17 protein-coding genes and 4 tRNA genes are annotated in these 21665 nt (G+C 66.7%); 3 read left to right on the top strand and 18 right to left on the bottom strand.

The genetic code is table 11. The features are described from left to right. Window positions 1–23: 23 nt before the first annotated feature. From K8940_RS09900 to K8940_RS09830, 15 genes are all read right to left on the bottom strand, one after another. Complete coding sequence (locus K8940_RS09900) at window positions 24–3491, bottom strand: DUF4062 domain-containing protein (protein ID WP_223395170.1); 3468 nt, start codon at window positions 3489–3491, stop codon at window positions 24–26. Continuing rightward, a complete protein-coding gene (locus tag K8940_RS09895) occupies window positions 3484–4623 on the bottom strand; it encodes a hypothetical protein (protein WP_223395167.1) in 1140 nt (379 codons plus the stop codon). The genes K8940_RS09900 and K8940_RS09895 overlap by 8 nt, the downstream gene beginning before the upstream one ends. Before the next feature lie 1015 nt (window positions 4624–5638). After that, window positions 5639–5715: transfer RNA gene (locus K8940_RS09890), tRNA-Arg, on the bottom strand. Between the two features lie 28 nt (window positions 5716–5743). Next, a complete protein-coding gene (locus K8940_RS09885) occupies window positions 5744–6049 on the bottom strand; it encodes an ETC complex I subunit (RefSeq protein ID WP_223395165.1) in 306 nt (101 codons plus the stop codon). A 26-nt stretch (window positions 6050–6075) separates the two neighbouring features. Continuing rightward, a tRNA-Pro gene (locus tag K8940_RS09880) sits at window positions 6076–6152 on the bottom strand. 76 nt (window positions 6153–6228) lie between these two features. Beyond that, a complete protein-coding gene (locus K8940_RS09875; protein WP_223395814.1) occupies window positions 6229–6843 on the bottom strand; it encodes a DUF192 domain-containing protein in 615 nt (204 codons plus the stop codon). After that, window positions 6773–7363 (bottom strand): stationary phase survival cold shock domain protein CspD, encoded by a 591-nt coding sequence (gene cspD / locus K8940_RS09870; protein WP_223395163.1) that lies wholly within the window; start codon window positions 7361–7363, stop codon window positions 6773–6775. Before cspD ends, K8940_RS09875 begins: the two co-directional genes overlap by 71 nt. A gap of 172 nt (window positions 7364–7535) precedes the next feature. Then, window positions 7536–7610, bottom strand: a tRNA-Glu gene (locus K8940_RS09865). 45 nt (window positions 7611–7655) lie between these two features. Beyond that, a tRNA-Glu gene (locus tag K8940_RS09860) sits at window positions 7656–7730 on the bottom strand. 180 nt (window positions 7731–7910) lie between these two features. Continuing rightward, complete coding sequence (recJ, locus tag K8940_RS09855) at window positions 7911–9728, bottom strand: single-stranded-DNA-specific exonuclease RecJ (protein WP_223395813.1); 1818 nt, start codon at window positions 9726–9728, stop codon at window positions 7911–7913. Window positions 9729–9795: 67 nt separating this feature from the next. Next, entirely contained in the window at window positions 9796–10773 is a 978-nt protein-coding gene (locus K8940_RS09850; protein ID WP_223395160.1) for a class 1 fructose-bisphosphatase, read from the bottom strand. Between the two features lie 62 nt (window positions 10774–10835). Next, the gene (gene glpX / locus K8940_RS09845; protein ID WP_223395158.1) at window positions 10836–11789 is read right to left on the bottom strand and encodes a class II fructose-bisphosphatase; all 954 of its coding nucleotides are present in this window, start codon (window positions 11787–11789) and stop codon (window positions 10836–10838) included. A gap of 75 nt (window positions 11790–11864) precedes the next feature. Beyond that, window positions 11865–13154: a homoserine dehydrogenase gene (locus tag K8940_RS09840; RefSeq protein ID WP_223395156.1), complete on the bottom strand. Its 1290-nt coding sequence runs from the start codon at window positions 13152–13154 to the stop codon at window positions 11865–11867. A gap of 27 nt (window positions 13155–13181) precedes the next feature. Then, a complete protein-coding gene (locus tag K8940_RS09835; protein ID WP_223395154.1) occupies window positions 13182–14402 on the bottom strand; it encodes an LL-diaminopimelate aminotransferase in 1221 nt (406 codons plus the stop codon). Between the two features lie 109 nt (window positions 14403–14511). Further along, window positions 14512–14952: a hypothetical protein gene (locus tag K8940_RS09830; RefSeq protein WP_223395148.1), complete on the bottom strand. Its 441-nt coding sequence runs from the start codon at window positions 14950–14952 to the stop codon at window positions 14512–14514. A gap of 90 nt (window positions 14953–15042) precedes the next feature. Here K8940_RS09830 and K8940_RS09825 point away from each other — a divergent pair, with 90 nt between their 5' ends. Further along, window positions 15043–17043, top strand: a complete 2001-nt coding sequence (locus tag K8940_RS09825; RefSeq protein WP_223395147.1) for a class I poly(R)-hydroxyalkanoic acid synthase — start codon at window positions 15043–15045, stop codon at window positions 17041–17043. 97 nt (window positions 17044–17140) lie between these two features. Continuing rightward, complete coding sequence (locus K8940_RS09820; RefSeq protein ID WP_223395146.1) at window positions 17141–17773, top strand: DUF1287 domain-containing protein; 633 nt, start codon at window positions 17141–17143, stop codon at window positions 17771–17773. 12 nt (window positions 17774–17785) lie between these two features. Here the strand turns inward: K8940_RS09820 and argC are convergent, their stop codons facing one another. The 3 genes from argC to rplM all read right to left on the bottom strand — a co-directional run bounded on the left by argC (window position 17786) and on the right by rplM (window position 19784). Beyond that, window positions 17786–18739 (bottom strand): N-acetyl-gamma-glutamyl-phosphate reductase, encoded by a 954-nt coding sequence (gene argC, locus K8940_RS09815; protein ID WP_223395145.1) that lies wholly within the window; start codon window positions 18737–18739, stop codon window positions 17786–17788. Window positions 18740–18833: 94 nt separating this feature from the next. Further along, window positions 18834–19307 carry a 30S ribosomal protein S9 gene (rpsI, locus tag K8940_RS09810; RefSeq protein ID WP_223395144.1) on the bottom strand — a complete coding sequence of 158 codons (474 nt, stop codon included), beginning with the start codon at window positions 19305–19307 and terminating at the stop codon, window positions 18834–18836. A 3-nt stretch (window positions 19308–19310) separates the two neighbouring features. After that, window positions 19311–19784 (bottom strand): 50S ribosomal protein L13, encoded by a 474-nt coding sequence (gene rplM / locus K8940_RS09805; protein ID WP_223395142.1) that lies wholly within the window; start codon window positions 19782–19784, stop codon window positions 19311–19313. A 240-nt stretch (window positions 19785–20024) separates the two neighbouring features. On the opposite strand from rplM, the gene K8940_RS09800 reads away from it, so the two are divergent. Then, on the top strand, window positions 20025–21425 hold the full coding sequence (locus tag K8940_RS09800) for an alkaline phosphatase PhoX (RefSeq protein WP_223395140.1): 1401 nt from the start codon (window positions 20025–20027) through the stop codon (window positions 21423–21425). The last annotated feature ends 240 nt before the right edge of the window (window positions 21426–21665 follow it).

Raw genomic sequence — 21665 nt, 5'->3', positions numbered from 1 at the left:
CAGGCGGGCGCGCCGCCCGACGATCAGCGGAAGACCTGCATGAGCAGGTCGCGAAGTTTGGCGCCGAACGTCTCATCGTCGACGGTCTTGCCGAGCGTCGCATGCACAACCTCCTGCAGGAAACGCATCAACATCAACTCAAGCTCGGAGCTGTGCTCTTCGTTGGCCTGAAGCTGTATGGTGGCGTCAGGCCGCACGTACATGACAATCGGCGTTTCCTCGTCGCCTTCAGGTTCGATCCTGGCCGTGCCCACCGCCTTATCCTTCAGCCCCTCGGCGAAAAACTTGGACACGTGCTCGGACTCGTTGGTCTGGGCGAAAATCATCACGTCGATGGCCGCGCCTTCGGCAGGGCCGTCTGCGAAGAGAATATCGGCCAGCTCGTCGCCGAAGGCGTCCAGGAAGGACCCGATGCAGAGGGCCACAAAGATGGATTCGGCGCGTTTTCCCTCGTCCCGGATGGTGAAGAGAACCCGTTCGTCCTTTCCCAGATGGATGACCTGGATGAAGTCATCGTTTGGCCGATGACGAATGATCAGCCGATCGAAGTCGCTGATACACAGCGACGCCAGGGTCAGGAGGTCCTGCGTTGAAAACTGCCGATGGCGACTAAAGCCGAGGACCGCCAGCAACAACAACGAGCCCAGCGCCGGCCTTGTTGTCAGGTTGCGCATCTGGGAAGCCGCAAGCAGGCAGCGTGTGAAATTGGCGAACCACCAATCGTCGACGCCGAGGTCGAAATTCCTGACCAGGACGCCCAATACATGGGGTGCGACCGCGCGAGGGCAGTGTTCGAGCGCGACCTTGAGCGCCTCGACCCACACCCCGCTCCTTCCCAGCGCCTTCGCGTCAAGCGCGGTTCCAAATGCGCGCGCCATGATCTGCGGGGCGCTCTCCACATCCTTCAACACCGCCGCCAAGAAACGCAGCAACCGCGAGGCCTCGTCCTGGTCGTCGGCCTTTAGGTAGGAAGCCACGGCGTCGGCATAGTCGTCGATCGCTTCGGGCATGCGGTCTTGCCAGCGTCGGGCGTCGCCGCGCTCTTCGAGGGCAAAACCATATTCGGACCAGGCGAAGCTGTCGGCGAACAAACCCGCGGCGTGGATGGCGTATTGCTCGGCGCGCTCGGCATGGGCTCGTCTTTCGGCACCGCTGGAGGCTTCGGCCGCCTCGTTCTCGGTCAACGCCAGGAGTCGGGAGCTGCGACCCTCGATATCAATGCGCCCGATCTTCTGACCGTTTTGGCCGGAAAGCTTATAGGCCTTGATTGCTTCGTCGATCCGGCCGCCCTCGCGCAGGACGTTGCCCAGGATGGTCTGGTTGATGGCGACGAGATATTGGTCACCCAGGGACTCGCCAATTGCCACGGCCTCGTTGGCCATCGCTTCGGCCTCGGCGAAACGCTTCTCGCGCCGCAACTTGGGAACCAGGAGGTTGCACAACCAGGCGCGATAGCGCGGCGAGTTCTGCTCGCCGCCGAGCGTGGCGCGCAGACGTTCGGATTCGGCCGCTCCGTCCGGCGAGATGGAGAGCGCGCCAATGAGATTGCGCGTGGCGGTATCGATGCCGTAGGCGTCCTTGAGATCGATGAAGATCTCGCGGGCGGACCGGAAGGCTGGCGCGGCGGCGTCGACCTCGTTGGCGCTGAGAAGCGCCACGCCCTCCTCGATGAGGAGACGACCATGGTCATCGAGCCGCCCCTCGTCCTTGGCCGCTTGGCCCAGTTGGCGAATGCGGGCCAAGTTCGCCACGGTCGGTGTGCGGCGCAAGGCGATCGAAGCCTGCAGCACGTCGATCGTCCGCTCCGCTTCCGCATCGCCGATCGTCTGAGCGATGGAGGAGGCTTCCTCGAGCAAGACGGGAACCTCGGCGGGACGGCCTTGATGGGCCTTGGCGTCGGCCAGCGACAGTAACACCGAGATCAACGGACCATGTTCGGCCCGGTCTCGGTAGTAGGTCGCCAGGAACTCCAAGGCGTCTACGAGGTGACGGGTTGAACCGGTGAAGGCCGCCTCCCGCACGGTGCGGTTGGCCAGTCGCTCGGCAAGCTGGGGATCATCGTCGCGTCGGAGCGCGAAGGCCGCCCAGGCGCGCCCCGTTCGGGCAAGCTGCTTGGCCAAACGATCCAAGAGCAGCGCGCGCAGTTGGGGGTGATCGCCGAGCCGCGCGACGAGGCCCTCGCGATAATGCTCGTGGACGAAGCCAAAGCCCGCGGGCGTTTCGATCAGGACATCGGCCATCGGTTCGAGCTTGTCGACGATGGCGGTGGCCGCGCCGACCGGGCCGCCGACCAGTGCGGCAAGGTCCGAGAGCGCCAGTGGCGTGGGCGACAGCGCCATATAGCCAAGCAGCTCGCGGGCCCCCGCGTCGAGCACGTCGAAACTCTGGATAGGCGAAGAGCCACCGGCCGCCCTGCGCACTGCGATGGGCAGATCGCCGGGCTTGGCCGGAACGGTCGATCCGGCGATAGCCTCCAGCGCCGCTAGTTCATCAGGCGTAAAGGCGCTGACCTCGACGCGCTCGCCGGGGAGGTGGGCGGCGACGTCGCGGGCCACGATAACGACCGAGCCCGTGCCGCTCGTCGCCAAGCACTCGCTCAGCACCGACCACACCGCCTCCACGTCGTCGGGATCATCCAGGACGATCGGCCAGCGGGTGGCCGACGCCCATCGCGAAAACAGCAGCGCACGGGCGTCGTCGAAAACCGGCGCGGCAAGTTCGGCGCCGTCGGCCACGCCCAAGGCGCGAACCATCTCGACCAAGGTCGCCCGGGGATCCAGGCCCCGCGCGTTGACGTAGGGCGCAGACCGTTCGGCGGCCCATTCGGCCGCCAGCGCGGTCTTGCCGGCCCCGGCCACGCCGTTGACCCAGACGATCCGCCCCAAGGCCGCCGCCTTGGTCAGGTGTTCCAGGAGCCCGGTCCGACGAATACGGAACGGGCTGCCGCGGAAGATGCGCTCCAGCAAGGCGCTCGCCGAACCGACGGACGAGTCCGCGCTCTGGAACTGCGCGACCTGGCGCGAGACGAGCGCTGTGATGTCGTCGCGAATACGCGCTTCGAGATCTTCCCCCTCTTCGTAGAAGTAGAGGGTGTTGGGGCCGGACATGATCTCGTCCAGCATCGACGCCAGCCGCGGGTTGCGGTCTACAGGCGGCTTGAGGACGTAGACCAGCAAATCCTTTTCGAGCCGCACGGCTTCGCGGTACTCGTCCTCGAGCCCGGAGATCATCATGCCCTTGGCTTCGTCGATCCAACCATAGGCGTTTCGGTAGATGGCCACGACGATGTGGGCACCCTGAAGCTTGCGCAGGTAGAAGGCGCGGGGTGCCTCGGCTCGAGCGCCCTCCCGCTCGAACTGTACGGCCGTGAAGTTGAGGCCTAGGATCGCACGACGCGCGGCTTCGCGCTCAGCGGCGCATTCGGCGATCGTCGAGCTGATGAAGACCTGGAGCCGGTCCGACAGGGCCATGGTCGCGGTGTGTTCAGCCATGGCCAAGCTCGCGCAACTGTGCATTCAGGTCGGCCAGATTTCCGGAAACCTTGGCGTCTTTGTCGAGCCTGCGGACCAGAAAAGCCGCATCGAGCTTAGCTTGCTCAAGGACCGCCTCGAGTTCGATCGTTTCCGGCTTGAAGGACGTGGACGCCGGCTCGACAATCACCGATCTGATCTTATCCAGCATCGCCAGCCGCTTGGCCTTTCCGTTGGGTTGATAGGCCAAAAAATCCGGGACGCGCAGATTGCACACGGCCTGCTCGGCTTGCCAGGGCGTACAGCCCGCCGCCTTGGCCCTATCGAGCAAGGCCTTGCCGTCCTGGCGATGGCGCAGCACGTGCAGGGTCTTGGGCAAGGCGGCCTTCAGGCGACGCTCGCGTTGCCGCGCCAGGGCCTGGGGCGAGTGGTCGGAGTCGGGAAAGCGTTTGGTTAGTTCCGGCGGCGGCTCATGGCGGCCCCTCACCGCCGAGAAGGCCGGCCGATCCTCCGCCCGCGCATAGATGTTCAAGCCCGGCAGCATGATTGCGTTGGCGTGGTCGGGGCGAAAGCCGATCGTGCTGATGGGCGCGCCCGGTCGAGAGGGGGGCTGTTGCGCCACCGTCAGCACGATCGGCGCGATCGGCTCGTTGGCGTATTGCGCCAACTGCTGCAGGAAGGGGTGGCGGGTGTCCAAGGTCTTCATGACACTCGTGGTCATCAGCATCGGCTGGAGCACGGTGTCCAGGCCCGTCAGGCGCAGACGTAGCAGATCGGGCTGCTGGGACAGCGCGATCGCGTAGCCGGGATCGTCGAGCAAGATTTCCAGCTGCAGCGCGTTGGGCCCGACCGCGTCGCTCCACTCGCGGATCAGTGCCATGGCCGACTTCATGCCCGCCAGATTGGTTCCCACCAAGCTGAGGAAAGGCGGCCCGTCGGGCGACATGAGTCCATAGGCGCATCCGCTAAACCCGCCCGCGCTAAGGCGCCGGATGAGTTCGAGATTGGCGGCGGCCATCTCCGTGCGCGGCCAGCCCCAATCGTAGCCGCCCGCATCGGTCAGCAGCGAGGCGTCCGCCCTGGCCTCGCCGGCGGGCCCCTTGGCCTTGGCGCGCTTCTGGTGCTGCGTCTTTTTTCCCATGATGCAACCCATGCTTACAGCGTCGCACCGCCGCAAGCCAACGCTCAAGCTTTCATTCCGGGTACGCCAAACACGGTCGCTCTCGCCCGGATTGGACCATCAGCTCGGGCGAAGACTGGTTCGCGCGCAAGCCGACCATCAGCAGCCCTTCTCAAGGTCTGAGAAGAGTCAGACCTGCGCCTTGATCGCTAGCGCTGAGCACGGTGCCAGTCAGCGGACCTTCCGAACTTCGCCTTAGAGTCATGAACGGACGTTGGCTGTCGAGTCACCCCCGTTTGGCTCGATTGGACCGATTTGACGCTTTGGGACATTAAAGCGAACAATTTGGGACATTTTTCGGGAGCGCCTCAGGGATCGCCGCGATGACGAAATCTCGCGTCAAAACTGGCCGCTCAGCCTTAGGCCCGATCGTGGTGTCGCTTATCCGTGAGCTTCTTCCGAAGGGGTCATGCTCCACGGAAGCCCTCGCGGCTCGCCTATCAATAGATCGGCGGACGCTGCATCGGAGGCTGATGAGCGAGGGCGGCAGCTATTTCGCCTTGCTCACGCAGGTGCGGCGGGAGTTGCTTGTTCAGCAAGGTGTTGGAGCGAAGGCGAGCGCCGGCGAGCTGGCGCGCGAGCTTGGATTTTCCGGCCCTTCGGCGCTTGGCCGGTGGCGAAAGGCCGTCGAGGGACAAGCTTGGAAGGCGCTCTCGCTCGGCTCGGGCCGGACCTACTGGAGAGATGGCGACAGGTACCGCTTTTTGGTCGCGTTGGAGGTCCCGAAGCGGTCCACGGCGAGCCCAACGCGACGAACTCGGTGAGGAGGAACCGCCCTCTTCTTCCGTCCCAAAAGTCGCTTTTGCGGGTGGGTAAATCCTTCAGGACTGGGTCATAAGCACCTTATCACCCTGCTGGACTCGAACCAAAATATCGCTAACGAAAACAGATACTTATGAAGGAACCGATGGGCGGAAAAGTCGCTTCAATTGAAACCAGAGTACTTCAAGTTGTTGATTTTAAAAAGAAAATAGTTCTCGGGAAATGTTGGCGCGCCCTGCAGGATTCGAACCTGCGACCGCTCGCTTAGAAGGCGAGTGCTCTATCCAGCTGAGCTAAGGGCGCGCGCTGGCCGGCCTGGTCCGCGGCGGCCCTAGTGGGTCCAGGGCTGCTTGCGGTTGGCGGCGAAGTTGTCGGCGTAGGCCTTGATGATCCGTTTCGGGGTCTTGGGCTCGAACAGCTGGAACGAGATTTCGTGACGCTGGGCGTAGGCCACGGCTTCGTCACGGGTCTCGAAGGTCAGACGGACCTGGCCGTTCATGTCGCTGGACTGGGTCCAGCCCATCAGCGGGTCGGGCTTGCGGGCCGAGGCCGGTTCGAACTCCAGCACCCAGTCCTTGGTCTTCGCCTTGCCGGACTGCATGGCGTTCTTGGCGGGGCGATAGATGCGGGCCAGCATGGACCTCTCCCAAAGTACCTTACCGATGGTCGGAGCGGCAGGATTTGAACCTGCGACATCCTGGTCCCAAACCAGGCGCGCTACCAGACTGCGCTACGCTCCGAAACATCGGCAGGCGGCTGCTCTACAGGGGTTCGAAGCGCGGATCAACGACTGCGCTCAATCATCTTGGGCGCCAATCATCCCTTCGGGAAGATTCGATGCAAGACGCGGTCGCCCGGCAGGACGCCCAGCTGGGCCGCGCGGCCGCCGGCCAGCTCCAGCACGCCCAGCACCAAGCCCCCCGACGGCAGCGGGGTCTCGTCTTGCGGACGCGCGTTGCGGACGATCGAGAGGATCGTGCCGTCGGGCCGGATATAGATAATGTCCAGCGGGATGAGCGTGTTCTTCATCCAGTAGGCGGCCGGTTGCGGCTGCTTGTAGATGAAGAGCATGCCCCGGTCCGGGGCCAGCGACTTGCGGAACATCAGCCCCCGCGCCTGCTCGGCGCGCGTGGCGGCGATCTCGACCTGGAAACGCGGACGACCGCGACTGGTGACGATCTCGACCGTCTCGAGCCTGGGCGCGGCCGACACCGCGCCGCCCGCGCCAACGGCCCCGACACAAGAGCCGAGCGCCAGCGCGGCGAGCAGGGCCCGCCTGTCGATCATCCGTTCCGCCACGCGACACCTCGTCGAAAGCCAGCCCCTCGTGAGACTAGCTTCCGCGCCGAGGCGGCGAAAGTCAGGCGTCGCCGGGCGTGATCTCCGCGACCACCAGGCCCTTGGGGCCTCGCGCGAACCGCACCAGGACATCATCGCCCGGCTGCAGGTCCTCGAGCCCGCCCCGGCGGAGCGTCTCGATATGCACGAAGATGTCGCCCGGCTCGGCGTCGCGGATCACGAAGCCATAGCCCTTGGTGCGGTTGAACCACTTGACCTTGGCGTGTTCGGCGGGTCCTTCCGGCGTCAGGGCGCTACGCCCGTGGCCATCCCGGAGCCCTTCGCGACGGGTCGGTCCCTCGGCGAATGTCCGCCTCTGGCGCTCAAGGGGCGCGGGCGCGGAGGTTTCGTCGAGATTGACGACCTCGCTGACCTGCCAGCCCTTGGGCCTTCGCACCACGTCGCACACGATCATCGCTCCCTCCATGGCCGTTTCGCGACCACAGTTGCGCAGCGACGTCACATGCAGAAGCACGTCCTTCAGCCCGGTCTGGCCGGGGTCATCGGGGACGATGAACCCATAGCCCTTGCCAGCGTCGAACCACTTCACCCTCCCGCTGATGCGCACGAACTCTTCGTGCGCCGCAGCGTCCTCGAAATCATAACCAGACATCCCACCCCTCTGGCTCGCCCAATCAGCCCATCGGAGCGAGCACTACGAGAACAGTGTTCTCGCGTAACGAGAACCGTCAATGACGAAATCGCGTCAAAACGGCGCGCGAAGGCGATCCGCGACATTTCGCCGCAGCTACAGGACGGAAACAATTCTGAAATACAGCCGAGAATGGCAGTCCCTAGGGGAGTCGAACCCCTCTCTCCAGATTGAAAATCTGGCGTCCTAACCGATAGACGAAGGGACCACGTCGCCGCCGGAGCGGAACATCGTCGATATATGGCCTCGCGGGTGGCAGTCCCTAGGGGAGTCGAACCCCTCTCTCCAGATTGAAAATCTGGCGTCCTAACCGATAGACGAAGGGACCACGGCCCCGCGAGGAAGCGGGTGTATAGCCGCGACCTTTGGGGTGCGCAAGCCGCCGAAAGTCATTTTTTCAGTCCGCCTACATCGCCAAGCCGGACATCGTTTGGCTCGGCCTCTTCAAGGACTAGAGCGCGTACCGCGCCCCGAGCCAAACTCCGTTTTGGCTCGACCTCTTCAAGGACTAGAGCGCGTACCGCGCTCTGGGATCATGGGCGTCCTCGATCTCCAGCTGGACGCCGTTGCGGCCCATGTAGTCATCGGGCTTGAGCTTGCCCACGACGTCCAGCGCCCCGCCTCCGGCCAGCAGGCGCTGGCCCAGCGGCGTCTCGGCGCTGCGCCAGCTGATCGCCTTGATGCGATCGCCGGTGGGCCCGACCAGATCCAGGCGCACATGGCCGCCCTTCAGGGCCGAGACGCGGTCGGGCCGCACCTGGGCCAGGGCGAACATCGGCTCGGGATTGCCGGGGCCGAACGGCGCGAGTCGCTGGAAGTCGTCGAGCAGGGCGCGATTCGCCGCGCGCGGCTGGACCAGGGCGTCGATCTCGACCGCCTCAACTCCCACCGCTTCCATCTCGCCGGCCAAGCGCTCCTCCAGGAAGGCGCGGAACTCGGGGATCGCGTCGGGACGGATCGACAGGCCCGCCGCCATGGCGTGCCCGCCGCCGGCCATCAGCAGCCCCGCCTCAAACGCCGCCTGGATCGCCTTGCCCAGGTTCACGCCCGGCTGCGAACGGCCCGAGCCCTTGCCGACATTGGCGGCCCGGTCGACGCCGATCACCACCACCGGCTTGCGATAGCGTTCGCGCAGACGGCCGGCGACAATGCCGATCACACCCGGATGCCAGTCCTCGCCGGCGACCACGATCACCGGCGCGTCGGGATTGAAGTTGCCGCGCTCCAGCATCGCCGCGGCCTCTTCCACCACGGCGGCCTCGACCGCCTTGCGTTCGGTGTTGAGGCCGTCCAGCTCCTCGGCCAGGGCTCGGGCCTCCAGCGGATCGTCCGTGGACAGCAGCTTGGCGCCGAGGTCGGAGCGGCCGATGCGGCCGCCAGCGTTGATGCGCGGCCCCAGGATGAAGCCGGCATGGAACACGGACGGCTCGCCAGAGCCCTTGCCGACCTCGAACAGCGCCTTCAGGCCCGGATTGGCCCAGGCGCCCATGGTGCGCAGGCCCAGGGTCGTCAGGGCCCTATTGAAACCGACCAGTTGGGTGACGTCGCAGACCTCGCCGAGGGCCACGAGGTCGAGCCACTGTCGCGGATCCGGCTGCGGGCGCTCGTCGGTGAACAGGCCGCGCTTGCGCGCCTCGCGGTTGAGGGCGGCCAGCAGAACGAAGGTGACTCCGGCGGCGGCCAGAACCCCCTGCCCGCTCTGGCAACCCGGTCGATTGGGATTGACCACGGCGGCGGCGGCCGGCGGATCCTTGCGCATCAGGTGGTGGTCGATGACCACGACCTCGAGGCCGATCTCAGCGGCGCTGGCGATGGCGTCGTAGGCGGCCGCCCCGCAGTCCAGAGTCACGACCAGCTCGGCTCCGCCGTCGCGGATCTTGCGGAAGGCCGCCGGACTGGGGCCGTAGCCCTCCGTCAGGCGGTCGGGAATGTAGATGGGCAGCTCGACGCCCATGTGGCGGTACCAGCGGACCAACTGGGCGGCGCTGGTGGCCCCGTCGACGTCGTAGTCGGCGAAAACCATGGTCGGTCGCCCCTGCTCCAGGGCGTCGATCAGGATCTCGGCGGCCCGGTCCATGTCGGTGAAGCTCGACGGATCGGGGAACAGCGCCTTCAGGGTCGGGCGCAGATAATGCTCGGCCTGCTCCAGCGAGACGCCGCGCGAGGCCAGGGCCCGGGCCAGCGGCTCGTTCAGGCCGTGACGCTGCTGGATGTCGCGCACGACCGCCATGTCGGCCGGGCGTTCACGCCAGGCGCGGCCGCTCAGCGAGCGCTCGACGCCCAGGAAGGCGTCGGGGACGATATTGGGAGCACCATCGGCGGCCATCGCGGCAGAGTATCCGGTCATGCGGATTCGGACCATGCGGCCCTGCGGCGACAGTCCCGGACGTGGGTCAGCCCGCCCGCAGCTCGCTCCGCACGACCTCGACCTCGTTGGCCGAGCCCAGCACCACCGGCACGCGCTGGTGCAGCTTGGTCGGCTGGATATCGAGGACGTCGGTCACGCCGTCGGTCGCCTTGCCTCCAGCCCGCTCGACGATCAGGCCCATCGGGTTGGCTTCGTACATCAGGCGCAGCTTGCCCGGCTTGCCGGGCTCGCGGCTGTCCCACGGGTACATGAAAATGCCGCCGCGCATCATGATGCGGTGGACGTCGGCCACCATCGAAGCGATCCAGCGCATGTTGAAGTTCTTGCCGCGCGGGCCGTCCTTGCCCCGCAGGCAGCCGTCGATATAGCGCTGCACCGGCTGAGCCCAGTGGCGCTGGTTCGACATGTTGATCGCGAACTCGGCGGTGTCGGCCTTGATGGCGAGGGTCGGATGGGTCAGCAGCCACTGGCCGTCGGCGCTGAGCGTGAAGGCGTTGACGCCGCTGGAGAGCGTGAGGACCAGCATGGTCTGCGGGCCGTAGACGGCGTAGCCCGCCGCGACCTGGTTGCGGCCGGGCTGCAGGAAGTCGGCCTCGGTCGGCGCGTGGCCAGCCGGCGCGGGCAGCACCGAGAAGATCGTACCGACCGAGACGTTGACGTCGATATTGCTGGAGCCGTCCAACGGGTCGAAGGTCACCAGATAGCCGCCGACGCGGCCGGTGGGCTCGACCTCCTCCAGTTCCTCCGAGGCCAGGCCGGCGACGGGTGCGCAGGCCTTCAGGGCGTCGCTCAGCATGTCGTTGGTGATGACGTCGAGCTTCTTCTGCTCCTCGTCCTGCACGTTGGTGCTGCCGGCCGCGCCGAGGCTGCCCGACAGGGCGCCCGAGGCGACGACGTCGCTGATCCGCGCGCAGGTCGCCGCGATCGTCTGGACGACGTCCTTGAGGGCGGCGTCCGCCGGCTCCGCCGCGAGCCAGGCGGCCAAGTCGACAAAGGTGGTCATGCGTAACCTCGAACCGGAAAAATAGAACGGCCGCCCTACAGGACGGCCGTGACAGGAAGATCTCAGACCTTCCGCTTCATGCGGACCTCGCGGACGGTGCCCGTCGACGAGTTCATCACCAGGGTGTGGGTGTGGACGCAGCCGTCGCGATAGACGACGCCATCCACCAGGCCGCCGCGCGTCACGCCCGTGGCGGCGAAGATCGCCTCGTCGCGGACGATCTCGTGCAGGTCGTACTTCTTGTCCAGCTCGGTGATGCCCCAGCGCGCGGCGCGGGCGCGCTCGTCGCCGTTGCGAAACAGCAGGCGTCCCTGGAACTGGCCGCCCACGCACTTCAGGGCCGCGCAGGCCAGGACGCCTTCCGGCGCGCCGCCCGAGCCCAGATACAGGTCGATGCCTGTCGACGGATCGGTGGTGTTGATCACCCCGGCCACGTCGCCGTCCGTGATCAGATGGATGCGTGCGCCGGCCGCCCGGACCTTGGCGATGATCTCGGCGTGACGCGGGCGATCCAGAACGCAGACCGTGATCTCGGTCGGCGCGATGCCCTTGGCCTCGGCCAGCGCCTTGATGTTGTCGGCCGGCGACTTGTCCAGATCGATCACCCCAGCCGGGAGGCCCGGGCCGCAGGCGATCTTGTCCATGTAGGTGTCGGGCGCGTTCAGCAGCGTGCCCTTCGGCGCCCAGGCCATCACCGTCAGGGCGTTGGGCTGGGCCTTGGCCGCCAGGGTCGTGCCTTCCAGCGGGTCGAGAGCGATGTCGACCTTGGGGCCCTTCCCCTTGCCGACCTTCTCGCCGATGTACAGCATCGGCGCCTCGTCGCGCTCGCCTTCGCCGATGACGATCTCGCCGTCGATGTTCAGCTCATTCAGAGCGTTGCGCATCGCGTCGACGGCCGCCTGGTCGGCGGCCATCTCGTCGCCGCGGCCCAGCATCGTCCACGACGCGATGGCGGCGGCTTCGGTCACGCGAACGGCGTCCAGGACCAGCGAACGGTCCAGGGTGTTCGAACTCATCCGTCTCTCCCGACCGCCCCGGAAGCAGGCGGCCTTGTTCCCAATGTCGCCTTCAACGCCGAGTTTTCTTGGTCGTCAGATGCGCGCGACGCGCAGAAGGCGGGGACGCTCTAGCACGGTCTGCAGCTTTTCGATGCGGCTAATCGCGTCCAGCAGCTTCGATTCTGGGGTCGCATGGGTAACGAGCACGATCGGTACGCCGCCCGCGCCTTCGACGGGCTTTTGCAGGAAGCTGTCGATCGAAACGCCGCATTCGGCCAGGGTTTCCGAGATCGCGGCGATCACGCCGGGCTGGTCCTGGACCATGACGCGCAGATAGGCCTTGCCCACCGCGCGCGCCGGATCGATGGCGATGAACGGCGCCAGATCCCCGGCCGGGGCCTGGAACACCGGACGCACGGCCTTGGTCATCACATCGGCGATGTCCGCGGCCACGGCGGCGGCCGTCGGACCAGCGCCCGCGCCAGCGCCCTGGATGAAGATGCGGCCGATGCGCGTGCCCTCGATGAAGAGCGCGTTCAGCGCGCCGCCGGCCTGGGCCAGCGGATGGTCCAGCGGGACCAGCGACGGATGCACCTTCACCGCCACGCCGTCCTCGGACTTGGCGGCGCCGGCGATGAGCTTGATGCGGTAGCCCAGGTCCTTGGCCAGCTTGATGTCGAGCAGCTCGACATCGCTGATCCCCTCGATCTCGGCCGCCTCGAAGTTCGGGGCGCAGCCGAACGCGAGCGCCGCCAGGATGCTGATCTTGTGGCCGGCGTCGAAACCGCCGACGTCCGTCGTCGGATCGGCCTCGGCATAGCCCAGGCCCTGGGCCTCGCGCAGCACGTCGCCGAACGAACGGCCGGTGCGCTCCATCTCGGTGAGGATGAAGTTGCAGGTGCCGTTCAGGATGCCAGCCACCGAGACCACGTCGTCTCCGACCATGGCCTCGCGCAGCATCTTCACCGCCGGGGTGCCGCCCATGACGGCGGCCTCGAACAGCAGCGGCACGCCCTGAGATTCGGCCAGGGCGGCCAGCTCGGCGCCGTGTACGGCGATCAGGGCCTTGTTGGCCGTGACCACCGGCTTGCCGGCCTTCAGGGCGGTCTCGACGGCGACCTTGGCCGGGCCGTCGCTGCCGCCGACCAGCTCGACGAACAGGTCGATGTCCGGCGAGGCCGCTAGGGCCACCGGATCATCGAACCAGGCGAGGTTCGAGATGTCGACCGTGCGCTGACGCGACTTGTTCCGCGCCGAGACGGCGGTGATCACCGCGCGATCGCCGGCCGGCGCGAAGTCCGGGCGTTCGGCCAGGAACTGCAGCAGGCCGCCGCCGACGGTGCCGAGGCCCGCCACGCCGATGCGCCAGGTCTTCTTCGTCATTCTCGAATCCTCGGTCGAAACCAGCCGTCAGGCCTGTTCCATCTTGTTGTGGGCCTTGGCCAGGATGGAGTCGGCGTTGGCGATGAATTTCTTCACGTTGCGCGCCGCCTGGCGGATGCGGTGCTCGTTCTCGACCAGACCGATCCGCACATAGCCCTCGCCGTATTCGCCGAAGCCGATGCCCGGAGCAACGGCGACGCCAGCCTCCTCGATCAGCAGGCGCGAGAACAGCATCGAGCCGGCCTCGCGGTACTGCTCGGGGATCTTGGCCCAGGCGAACATCGAGGCCGGCGGATTGGGGATGTCCCAGCCCGCGCCCTTCATCGACTTGATCAGGGTGTCGCGGCGGCTCTTGTAGATGGCGCGGATCTCGTCGACGCAGTCCTGGGGGCCGTTCAGCGCTGTGGCGGCCGCGACCTGCACCGGCGTGTAGGCGCCGTAGTCCAGGTACGACTTCACGCGAGCCAAGGCCGAGCAGATGCGGCTGTTGCCGACCACCATGCCCACGCGCCAGCCGGCCATGGCGTAGGTCTTCGACAGCGAGTTGACCTCGACCGCGATGTCCTTGGCGCCGTCGACCTGCAGCACCGACGGCGGCGGGTTGTTGTCGAAATAGATCTCGCCATAGGCCACGTCGCTGATGACCAGCAGGTCGTGCTTCTTCGCCAGGGCGATGGCATCCTTGTAGAAGTCCAGGTCCACCCACTGGGCGGTCGGGTTCGACGGATAGGACAGGATCAGCACGCTGGGCGGCGGCACCGAGTGCTTCACCGCACGGCTGATGTTGGAGAGGTACTCCTCCGGCGACAGAGCCGGCACGTGGCGGATGATGCCGCCGGCCATGATGAAGCCGAAGGCGTGGATCGGATAGGCAGGGTTCGGGCAGATGATGACGTCGCCGGGACCGGTCAGGGCCTGGGCGAGGTTCGCGAAACCTTCCTTGGAACCCAGGGTGGCGATCACCTCGGTGTCGGGGTTCAGCTTCACGCCGAAGCGGCGGCCGTAGTAGTTGGCCATGGCCTTGCGCAGGCCGGGAATGCCCTTCGACGCGGAATAGCGGCCCGCCTTGGGGTCGCGCGCCGTCTCGATCAGCTTGTCGACGATGTGCTGGGGCGTGGGCATGTCCGGGTTGCCCATGCCGAAGTCGATGATGTCGGTCCCCTCGGCGCGGAGGCGCGCCTTGATCTTGTTGACCTCTTCGAAAACGTATGGCGGCAGACGGCGGATACGGTGAAAATCGGTGCTCATGAGGGCTCTGTGCGCCGCTTCGGCGCTCTGGGAGCGAAAAGTCGGGCATGGATAGACCCCACGCGGGGTCAAGCCAAGCCGGTTCAAGGAAGATTATGCCTCCGTCGCCCTATTGGGGCGTTGACGGAGGCGCGCTAGCTCGGCCGCGGGCTGCGCGGGCGAAGGCGTCGGTGTCGGCGCGGTCGGCCTCGGTCGGCGCTTCGAACGCCGGCGCCTTGACGTCGCGACGGGCCTTGGAGACGTACGCCTCGGTGTCCTTGAGTTCCCAGGTGTTCGGCGCGACGGCGGCGGCCAGGGCCTCGCCGGCGCGCTGCTGCTGGACGACGGCCGCGCGAACCTGATCGGCGGTCGGCACGTCGCTCGGAATCACGGGAATGTCCGAGAACTTGCGGCGCGGCGCCTTGGCCTTCGCCGCGGCGGCGGCCTCGGCCGCGATCGGCGAGCTGGGATCGACCTGGGCGGTCTTGAACGGGCTCGCGCAGGCGGTCGCGCCGGCCGCGAGGCCGACGATCAAACCAAGACGCACGATTTTGCGGGTTTCGCCGTTCATTGGTTCTGGTCTTATGCGATGATCGCGGCGAGCGAAAGGCGTTCGGCGTCGCTTTTCGCGAACTGGCTTTGGACAAGCGGAGGAAACCACATGGCCACGGCGAAGGCCGCCCCCAAGCCTCGGAAAAAGACCTCCGCCAAGGCCGAGACGACCGCACCCAAGGCCACGCCGAAGGCGGCGAAGACCAAGGCCAAGACCAAGCCCGAAACCGTCGAGCCGCCGCCCAAGGCCGAATCGGCGGGCAGGACCTTCACGGGCGCTCACGCCGACGCCGCCTCTCCGCCCTTCCCGCCGTTCGAGGGCATGCTCTCGCCCGACCAGTTGAAGATGGTCGAGACCCTGTCGGCCAACCTGGCCCGCGCGGCCGTCACCGCCCAGGGCGCGATCGCCGAAGCCGCCTTGCGGCAGGCCGATCGCCCAGCGGCCCTGACGCCCGACCCCTTCCATGTCGCCCCCGCTCTGAACGAGGTGATGACCCGCCTCGCCGCCCAGCCGGACCGGCTGATGCGGGCCCAGGCCGATCTCTTCAGCCAGTACATGGACCTTTGGCAGTCGACCGCCCGCCGCGCCGCCGGCGAGGCGGTCACGCCCGTGGTCGCCCCCGCCGCCGGCGACAAGCGCTTCAACGACCCTGACTGGGCGTCGAACCCAATGTTCGACCTGATGAAGCAGTCATATCTCCTGTCCTCGAACTGGCTGAACGGCCTGATCGCCGAGGTCGAGGGCGTCGATCCCGCGACCAAGCGCCGGGTCGAGTTCTTCACCAAGATGCTGACCGACGCTTTCTCGCCGTCCAACTTCCTGATCTCCAACCCCGCCGCCCTGCGCGAGGTCGTGCAGACCCAAGGGCAAAGCCTGGTGCGCGGCATGGAGAACTTCGCCGCCGACCTGGAGCGCGGCGGCGGTCAGTTGGCGATCAGCCAGACGGACCTGGCCAAGTTCAAGGTTGGTGAGAACGTCGCCACCGCCCCAGGCAAGGTCGTCTACCAGAACGATATCCTGCAGCTGCTGCAGTTCGATCCGACGACGGACAAGGTCAGCGAGATCCCGCTGCTGATCTTCCCGCCCTGGATCAACAAGTTCTACATCCTGGACCTGCGCCCCGAGAACTCGATGATCCGCTGGCTGACCGGCCAGGGTTTCACGGTGTTCGTCGCGTCCTGGGTCAATCCGGACCAGAAGCTCGCCGCCAAGACTTTCGAGGACTACATGCTGGAGGGCGTCTACGACGCCACCCAGCAGGTCATGACCCAGTGCGGCGTCGATAAGGTCAACACCGTCGGCTACTGCATCGGCGGCACCCTGCTGTCGGTCGCCCTGGCCCACATGGCCGCGCGCGGCGACAAGCGGATCAATTCAGCCACCTTCTTCGCCGCCCAGCAGGACTTCGCCGAGGCCGGCGACCTCTTGCTGTTCACCAACGAGGAATGGCTGCAGTCGATCGAGCAGCAGATGGACGCGGCCGGCGGCTTCCTGCCCAGCCAGTCGATGGCCGACACCTTCAACGCCCTGCGCGGCAACGACCTGATCTGGTCGTTCTTCGTCAGCAACTACCTGATGGGCAAGGAGCCCCGCCCGTTCGACCTGCTGTTCTGGAACGCCGACCAGACGCGCATGCCCAAGGCGCTGCACCTGTTCTATCTGCGCAACTTCTACAAGGACAACGCCCTGACGACGGGCAAGCTGGACCTGGGCGGCGAGCACCTGGATCTCTCCAAGGTGAAGACCCCGATCTACGTCCAGTCGTCCAAGGACGATCACATCGCGCCCTATCGCAGCGTCTATCGCGGGGCCAAGGCGTTCGGCGGGCCGGTGACCTTCACCATGGCGGGCTCGGGCCACATCGCCGGGGTGATCAACCATCCGGACGCCAAGAAATACCAGCACTGGACCAACGAGACCCTACCCGGCGACGTCGGCGCGTGGATCTCGGGGGCGACGGAGCATCCGGGCTCTTGGTGGCCGCACTGGGCCGCGTGGCTCCGGGCCCGATCGGGCGGCGAGGTTCCGGCGCGCGATCCGGCCAAGGGCCCGCTCAAGCCCCTCGAGGACGCCCCGGGCAGCTTCGTGCTGGTGAAGTCTCAGGCCTGAGGCTCCGCGGCTACAGTCCTGCCTGAAAGGCGCCGCCGCCGCATCGCGGACCCATGTTCGCCCAAAAGTCGCCCGGATCGCGGCGAAGCTTCGCCTCATGCTCACGCTTGATCGCCGGACAGCTCTGGGGATGCTCGCCGCCACGCCGCTCATGGCGGGCGCGTCGTCCAGCCATGCGCTGATCCCGAACGCCGGCCTGAAGCTGGCCGCCGCGGCGCGCGAGCAGATCGGCGTCACGATCGACTACGATCCCAGCTATCGCTCGATCGGCTATCCGAACGGCGACGTGCTGCGCACCAGCGGCGTCTGCTCGGACGTGCTGATCCGCGCCGCCCGCGACGCCTGGGACGTGGATCTGCAGCGGCGGGTGCACGAGGACATGGTCCAGGCCTTCGCCAGCTATCCCTCGCGCCGCGAATGGGGGCTGACCAAGCCGGACGCCAATATCGACCACCGGCGGGTGCTGAACCTCGAGACCTTCCTGGCCCGCCAGAACGCGCGCCTGCCCCTGCCCGCCGCGCTGCCGTTCGGCGGCGACGCCTTCGACGGTCCCCAGCCGGGCGACGTGCTGACCTGGCGGCTAGCCGGCGGCCGGCCGCATCTGGGCGTGGTGGTCGACGGCCCCCGGCGCGTGCGGGTGGCGCACAACATCGGCGACGGCGTCCGCGAGGAACCGCTGTGGATGTTCAAGCTGCACAAACCCGCCGGCCACTATCGCTGGCGGGTGTAGATCGGACGGGGCCTAGAGGCCCGCGTCCTCCTTCAGGCCCAGGGCGATGTTCAGGTTCTGCACCGCCGCGCCCGAGGCGCCCTTGCCCAGGTTGTCGAGCAGCGCCACCAGGCGCGCCTGGCCGCTGGTGTCAGAGCCGAACACGAACAGCTTCAGGCGGTTGGTGCCATTCAGCCCTTCCGGGTCCAGGGTCGTCAGGCCCTTGGCCTCTTCCAGAGAAGCGACCTCGACGAATTTCTCGCCCTTGTAGTGCTTGGCCAGGGTAGCCTGGATGTCGCCCAGCGACGGCGCGCCGTTCAGGGTCGAGAAGTGTAGCGGCAGCTCGACGATCATGCCCTGCATGTAGCGACCGACGGCCGGCGCGAAGAACGGGCGGCTCAGCAGCCCGCCGTGCTTCTGCATTTCCGGCACGTGCTTGTGGGCCTGGGACAGGCTGTAGATGCGGAACGGGACCTTGGTATAGTTGGGCGCGCTCTCGTCCTCGAACTCGGCGATCATCGCCTTGCCGCCGCCGCTGTAGCCCGAGACCGCATTGTACGAGACCGGCAGTTCGGCCGGCAGGATGCCCGCCGAAACCAGCGGCCGCGTCAGGGCGATCGCGCCGGTCGGATAGCAGCCCGGATTGGAAATGCGCTTGGACGCGGCGATCTTGCCGCGCTGCTCCTTGTCCAGCTCGGCGAAACCGTAGGCCCAGTCCTCGGCGGTGCGGTAGGCGGTCGAGGCGTCGATGATCACCGTGTCGGGATTGGTGACCAGCGAAACGGCTTCCTTGGCCGCGTCGTCGGGCAGGCACAGGATCACGGCGTCGGCGCCGTTCAGCATCTCGGCGCGGGCATCGGCGTCCTTGCGCTTGTCGGGATCGATCGAGACCAGCTGCAGATCGGTGCGGCCGACCAGGCGCTCGCGGATCTGCAGGCCGGTGGTGCCGGCTTCGCCGTCGATGAAGACCTTGGGGGCGTTCGCCATGGCGCGCTCCAATCCAGACAGGGGGACAAAAGACCAAGAAAAAGGGCGCTTCGGAGACCCGAAGCGCCCTCTTCCAATCGCGTACGAACCGCGATTAGCGCTTCGAGAACTGGAAGCTGCGGCGGGCCTTGGCCTTGCCGTACTTCTTACGCTCGACGACGCGGCTGTCGCGGGTCAGGAAGCCGTGCGGCTTCAGGACCGGGCGCAGGCCGGGCTCGTAATAGGTCAGGGCCTTGGACAGGCCGTGGCGGATGGCGCCGGCTTGACCCGACAGACCCGAGCCTTCAACCGTCACGACGACGTCGAATTGACCCAGACGGTCGGTCACTTCCAGCGGCTGGGCGATCATCATGCGCAGCACCGGACGGGCGAAGTAGACTTCCTGGTCACGACCGTTGATCGTGATCGAGCCCTTGCCCGGCTTGATCCAGACGCGAGCGATCGCGTTCTTGCGCTTGCCGGTCGCGTAGGCGCGGCCTTGGGCGTCGATCTTGGGTTCGGCCGGAGCGGCGGTTTCCGGGTTGCTGGACAGGCTGGCCAGCGCTTCAAAGCCTTGAGCGTCAGTCATAGCTTAGAGGCTCCGGGTGTTTTTGGCGTTGCGGCCGGCGAAGTCGACGACTTCGGGGTTCTGCGCTTGGTGCGGGTGCTCACCGTTGTTGTAGATGAGCAGGTGGGTCAGCTGCTTGCGAGCCAGCGGGCTCTCCTTGGGCAGCATGCGCTCGACGGCCTTCTCCAGGACGCGTTCCGGGAACTTGCCGCCCAGCACCTTGCGGGGGGTGGTTTCCTTGACGCCGCCCGGGTGACCGGTGTGACGATAGTAGACCTTGTCGTCGAGCTTCTTGCCGGTGAACTTCACCTTGTCGGCGTTGATCACGACGACGAAGTCGCCGCAATCGACGTGCGGGGTGTAGTCAGGACGGTGCTTGCCGCGAAGACGCATGGCGATGAACGTCGCCAGACGGCCGACAACGGCGTCCTGGGCGTCGACCACGATCCACTTCTTCTCGACCTCGGCTGGCTTCAAGGAAGCCGTGATCTTCTGCATGGGATTGATCCGTAATTTCTAGGCGTCCGACCCCGAGAAATCCGGTTTCGTCCGTGTGAGGCGCGGCATGTACGGGAGGGTTCGAGCGCTGTCAACAATAGCGATATGAAAAACTTACAAAGCCCATAAAATACAATGAGATAAATGATAAGGTATTATAATACCGCATCCTTGTGTTCGAACCGTCACGAAGGACGGGCATAGCCGCCGTGTAGGTCTCCTTTCGCACGAGCGCGCTCCATGTCCTTTTCCCGCAGAAGCTTCCTCGGCGCCACCGCCACCAGCCTGGCCTTCGCCGCCTTTTCCGCCCGCGCCCAGGACGAGGCGGTCGAGGCCGAGACCTATCTGAACGAGGTCGAGGGCTATGGCCCGCTGGTCCCCGATCCCAAGGGCCTTCTCGATCTGCCGGCGGGCTTCCGCTACCAGGTCATTTCCCAGGCCGGCGAGACCATGAGCGACGGCTTCCTAGTGCCGGGCAAGGCCGACGGCATGGGCTGCTTCTCCGTCGACGCCGAGCGCGTTCTGCTGGTTCGCAACCACGAACTGTCGGTCAGCGACATCCACAACGGCGCGTTCGGCCTCTCCGAGCGCCTGGTCGACCGCATCGATCGGTCCAAGGTCTGGGACTTCCACAACAGCCAGCGCCCCCTGCCCGGCGGCACGACGACCCAGCTCTACAATCTCAAGACCCGCCAGACCGAGCGCCAGCACCTCAGCCTGGCCGGCACCCTCGTCAACTGCTGCGGCGGCGTCACGCCCTGGGGCTCGTGGCTGACCTGCGAGGAGACGACGCTGGAGTCGGGCCTTGAGGTCGGCAAGGACCATGGCTGGGTGTTCGAGGTGCCCGCCGCCCATGTCGGGCTCGTCCAGCCCGTCGCCCTGAAGGGCCTGGGCCGCTTCAAACACGAGGCCGCCTGCATCGATCCCAGGACCGGCGTGGTCTATCTGACCGAGGACGTGGCCGACGGCCTCTTCTATCGCTTCCTGCCCACCGACCGCCGCAACCTGGCCGCCGGCGGCCGCCTCCAAGCGCTGGGTCTGGTCGACGCGCCCGAAGGCGGCGACACGCGGAACCAGGAGGAGAAGACCTTCCCGATCGGCGGGACCAAGGCCGTGCGCTGGATCGATCTGGATGGCGTCGACAACCCCTATGACGACCTGCGCCGCCGCGGCCACGCCAAGGGCGCGGCGGTCTTCTGCCGGGGCGAAGGCGTGTTCTTCGGCCAAGGCGAACTCTATTTCGCCTGCACGGCCGGCGGCGCGGCCGGCTCGGGCCAGATCTTCCGCTACGTCCCCTCGCCCGCCGAAGGCCAGGCCGGCGAGAAGGACCAGCCAGGCAAGCTGCAGCTGTTCGTCGAAAGCCAGAATGACCGGGTGCTGGACTATGCCGACAACCTGGTGGTCGCCCCATGGGGCCACGTGATCGTCTGCGAGGACCGCTATTCGGACACCCTGCGCAACCACCTGCGCGGGGTCACGCCCCAGGGCAAGGTCTACACACTGGGCCGCAACGTCTTCACGGGCAATTCCGAGTTCGCCGGCGCCTGCTTCTCGCACGACGGCGGCACGATGTTCGTCAACGTGCAGAACCCCGGGATCACCCTGGCGATCACCGGGCCCTGGGCGAGCGTCAAGGCCTAGGGTCGAGATCATGCGTCGGCGTCCTCACGCGGCTTGCCGCTGAAGGGATGGAAAGGGACGCGGAGCGCCGGGCGTCGCCCGGAGGTTTGGATAGTGAGTACCGTTTCGACGAAGCCAGGACGCTCCGCGTGGCGCGTTATCCGGTGAGCCCACGAGGCGCGGGGTCTTAACCCGCTCTCACGAGAGGCCCCCGACGGGCGGGCCGGGGCGACGACCCCGGTCCCGGAACGCCCGGGCGAT

It is taken from the genome of Caulobacter segnis (assembly GCF_019931575.1).
GTDB lineage: Bacteria > Pseudomonadota > Alphaproteobacteria > Caulobacterales > Caulobacteraceae > Caulobacter > Caulobacter segnis_C.
The sequence above is the reverse complement of the archived record's forward strand: the minus strand, read 5'-3'. Positions and strand labels throughout refer to the sequence as shown.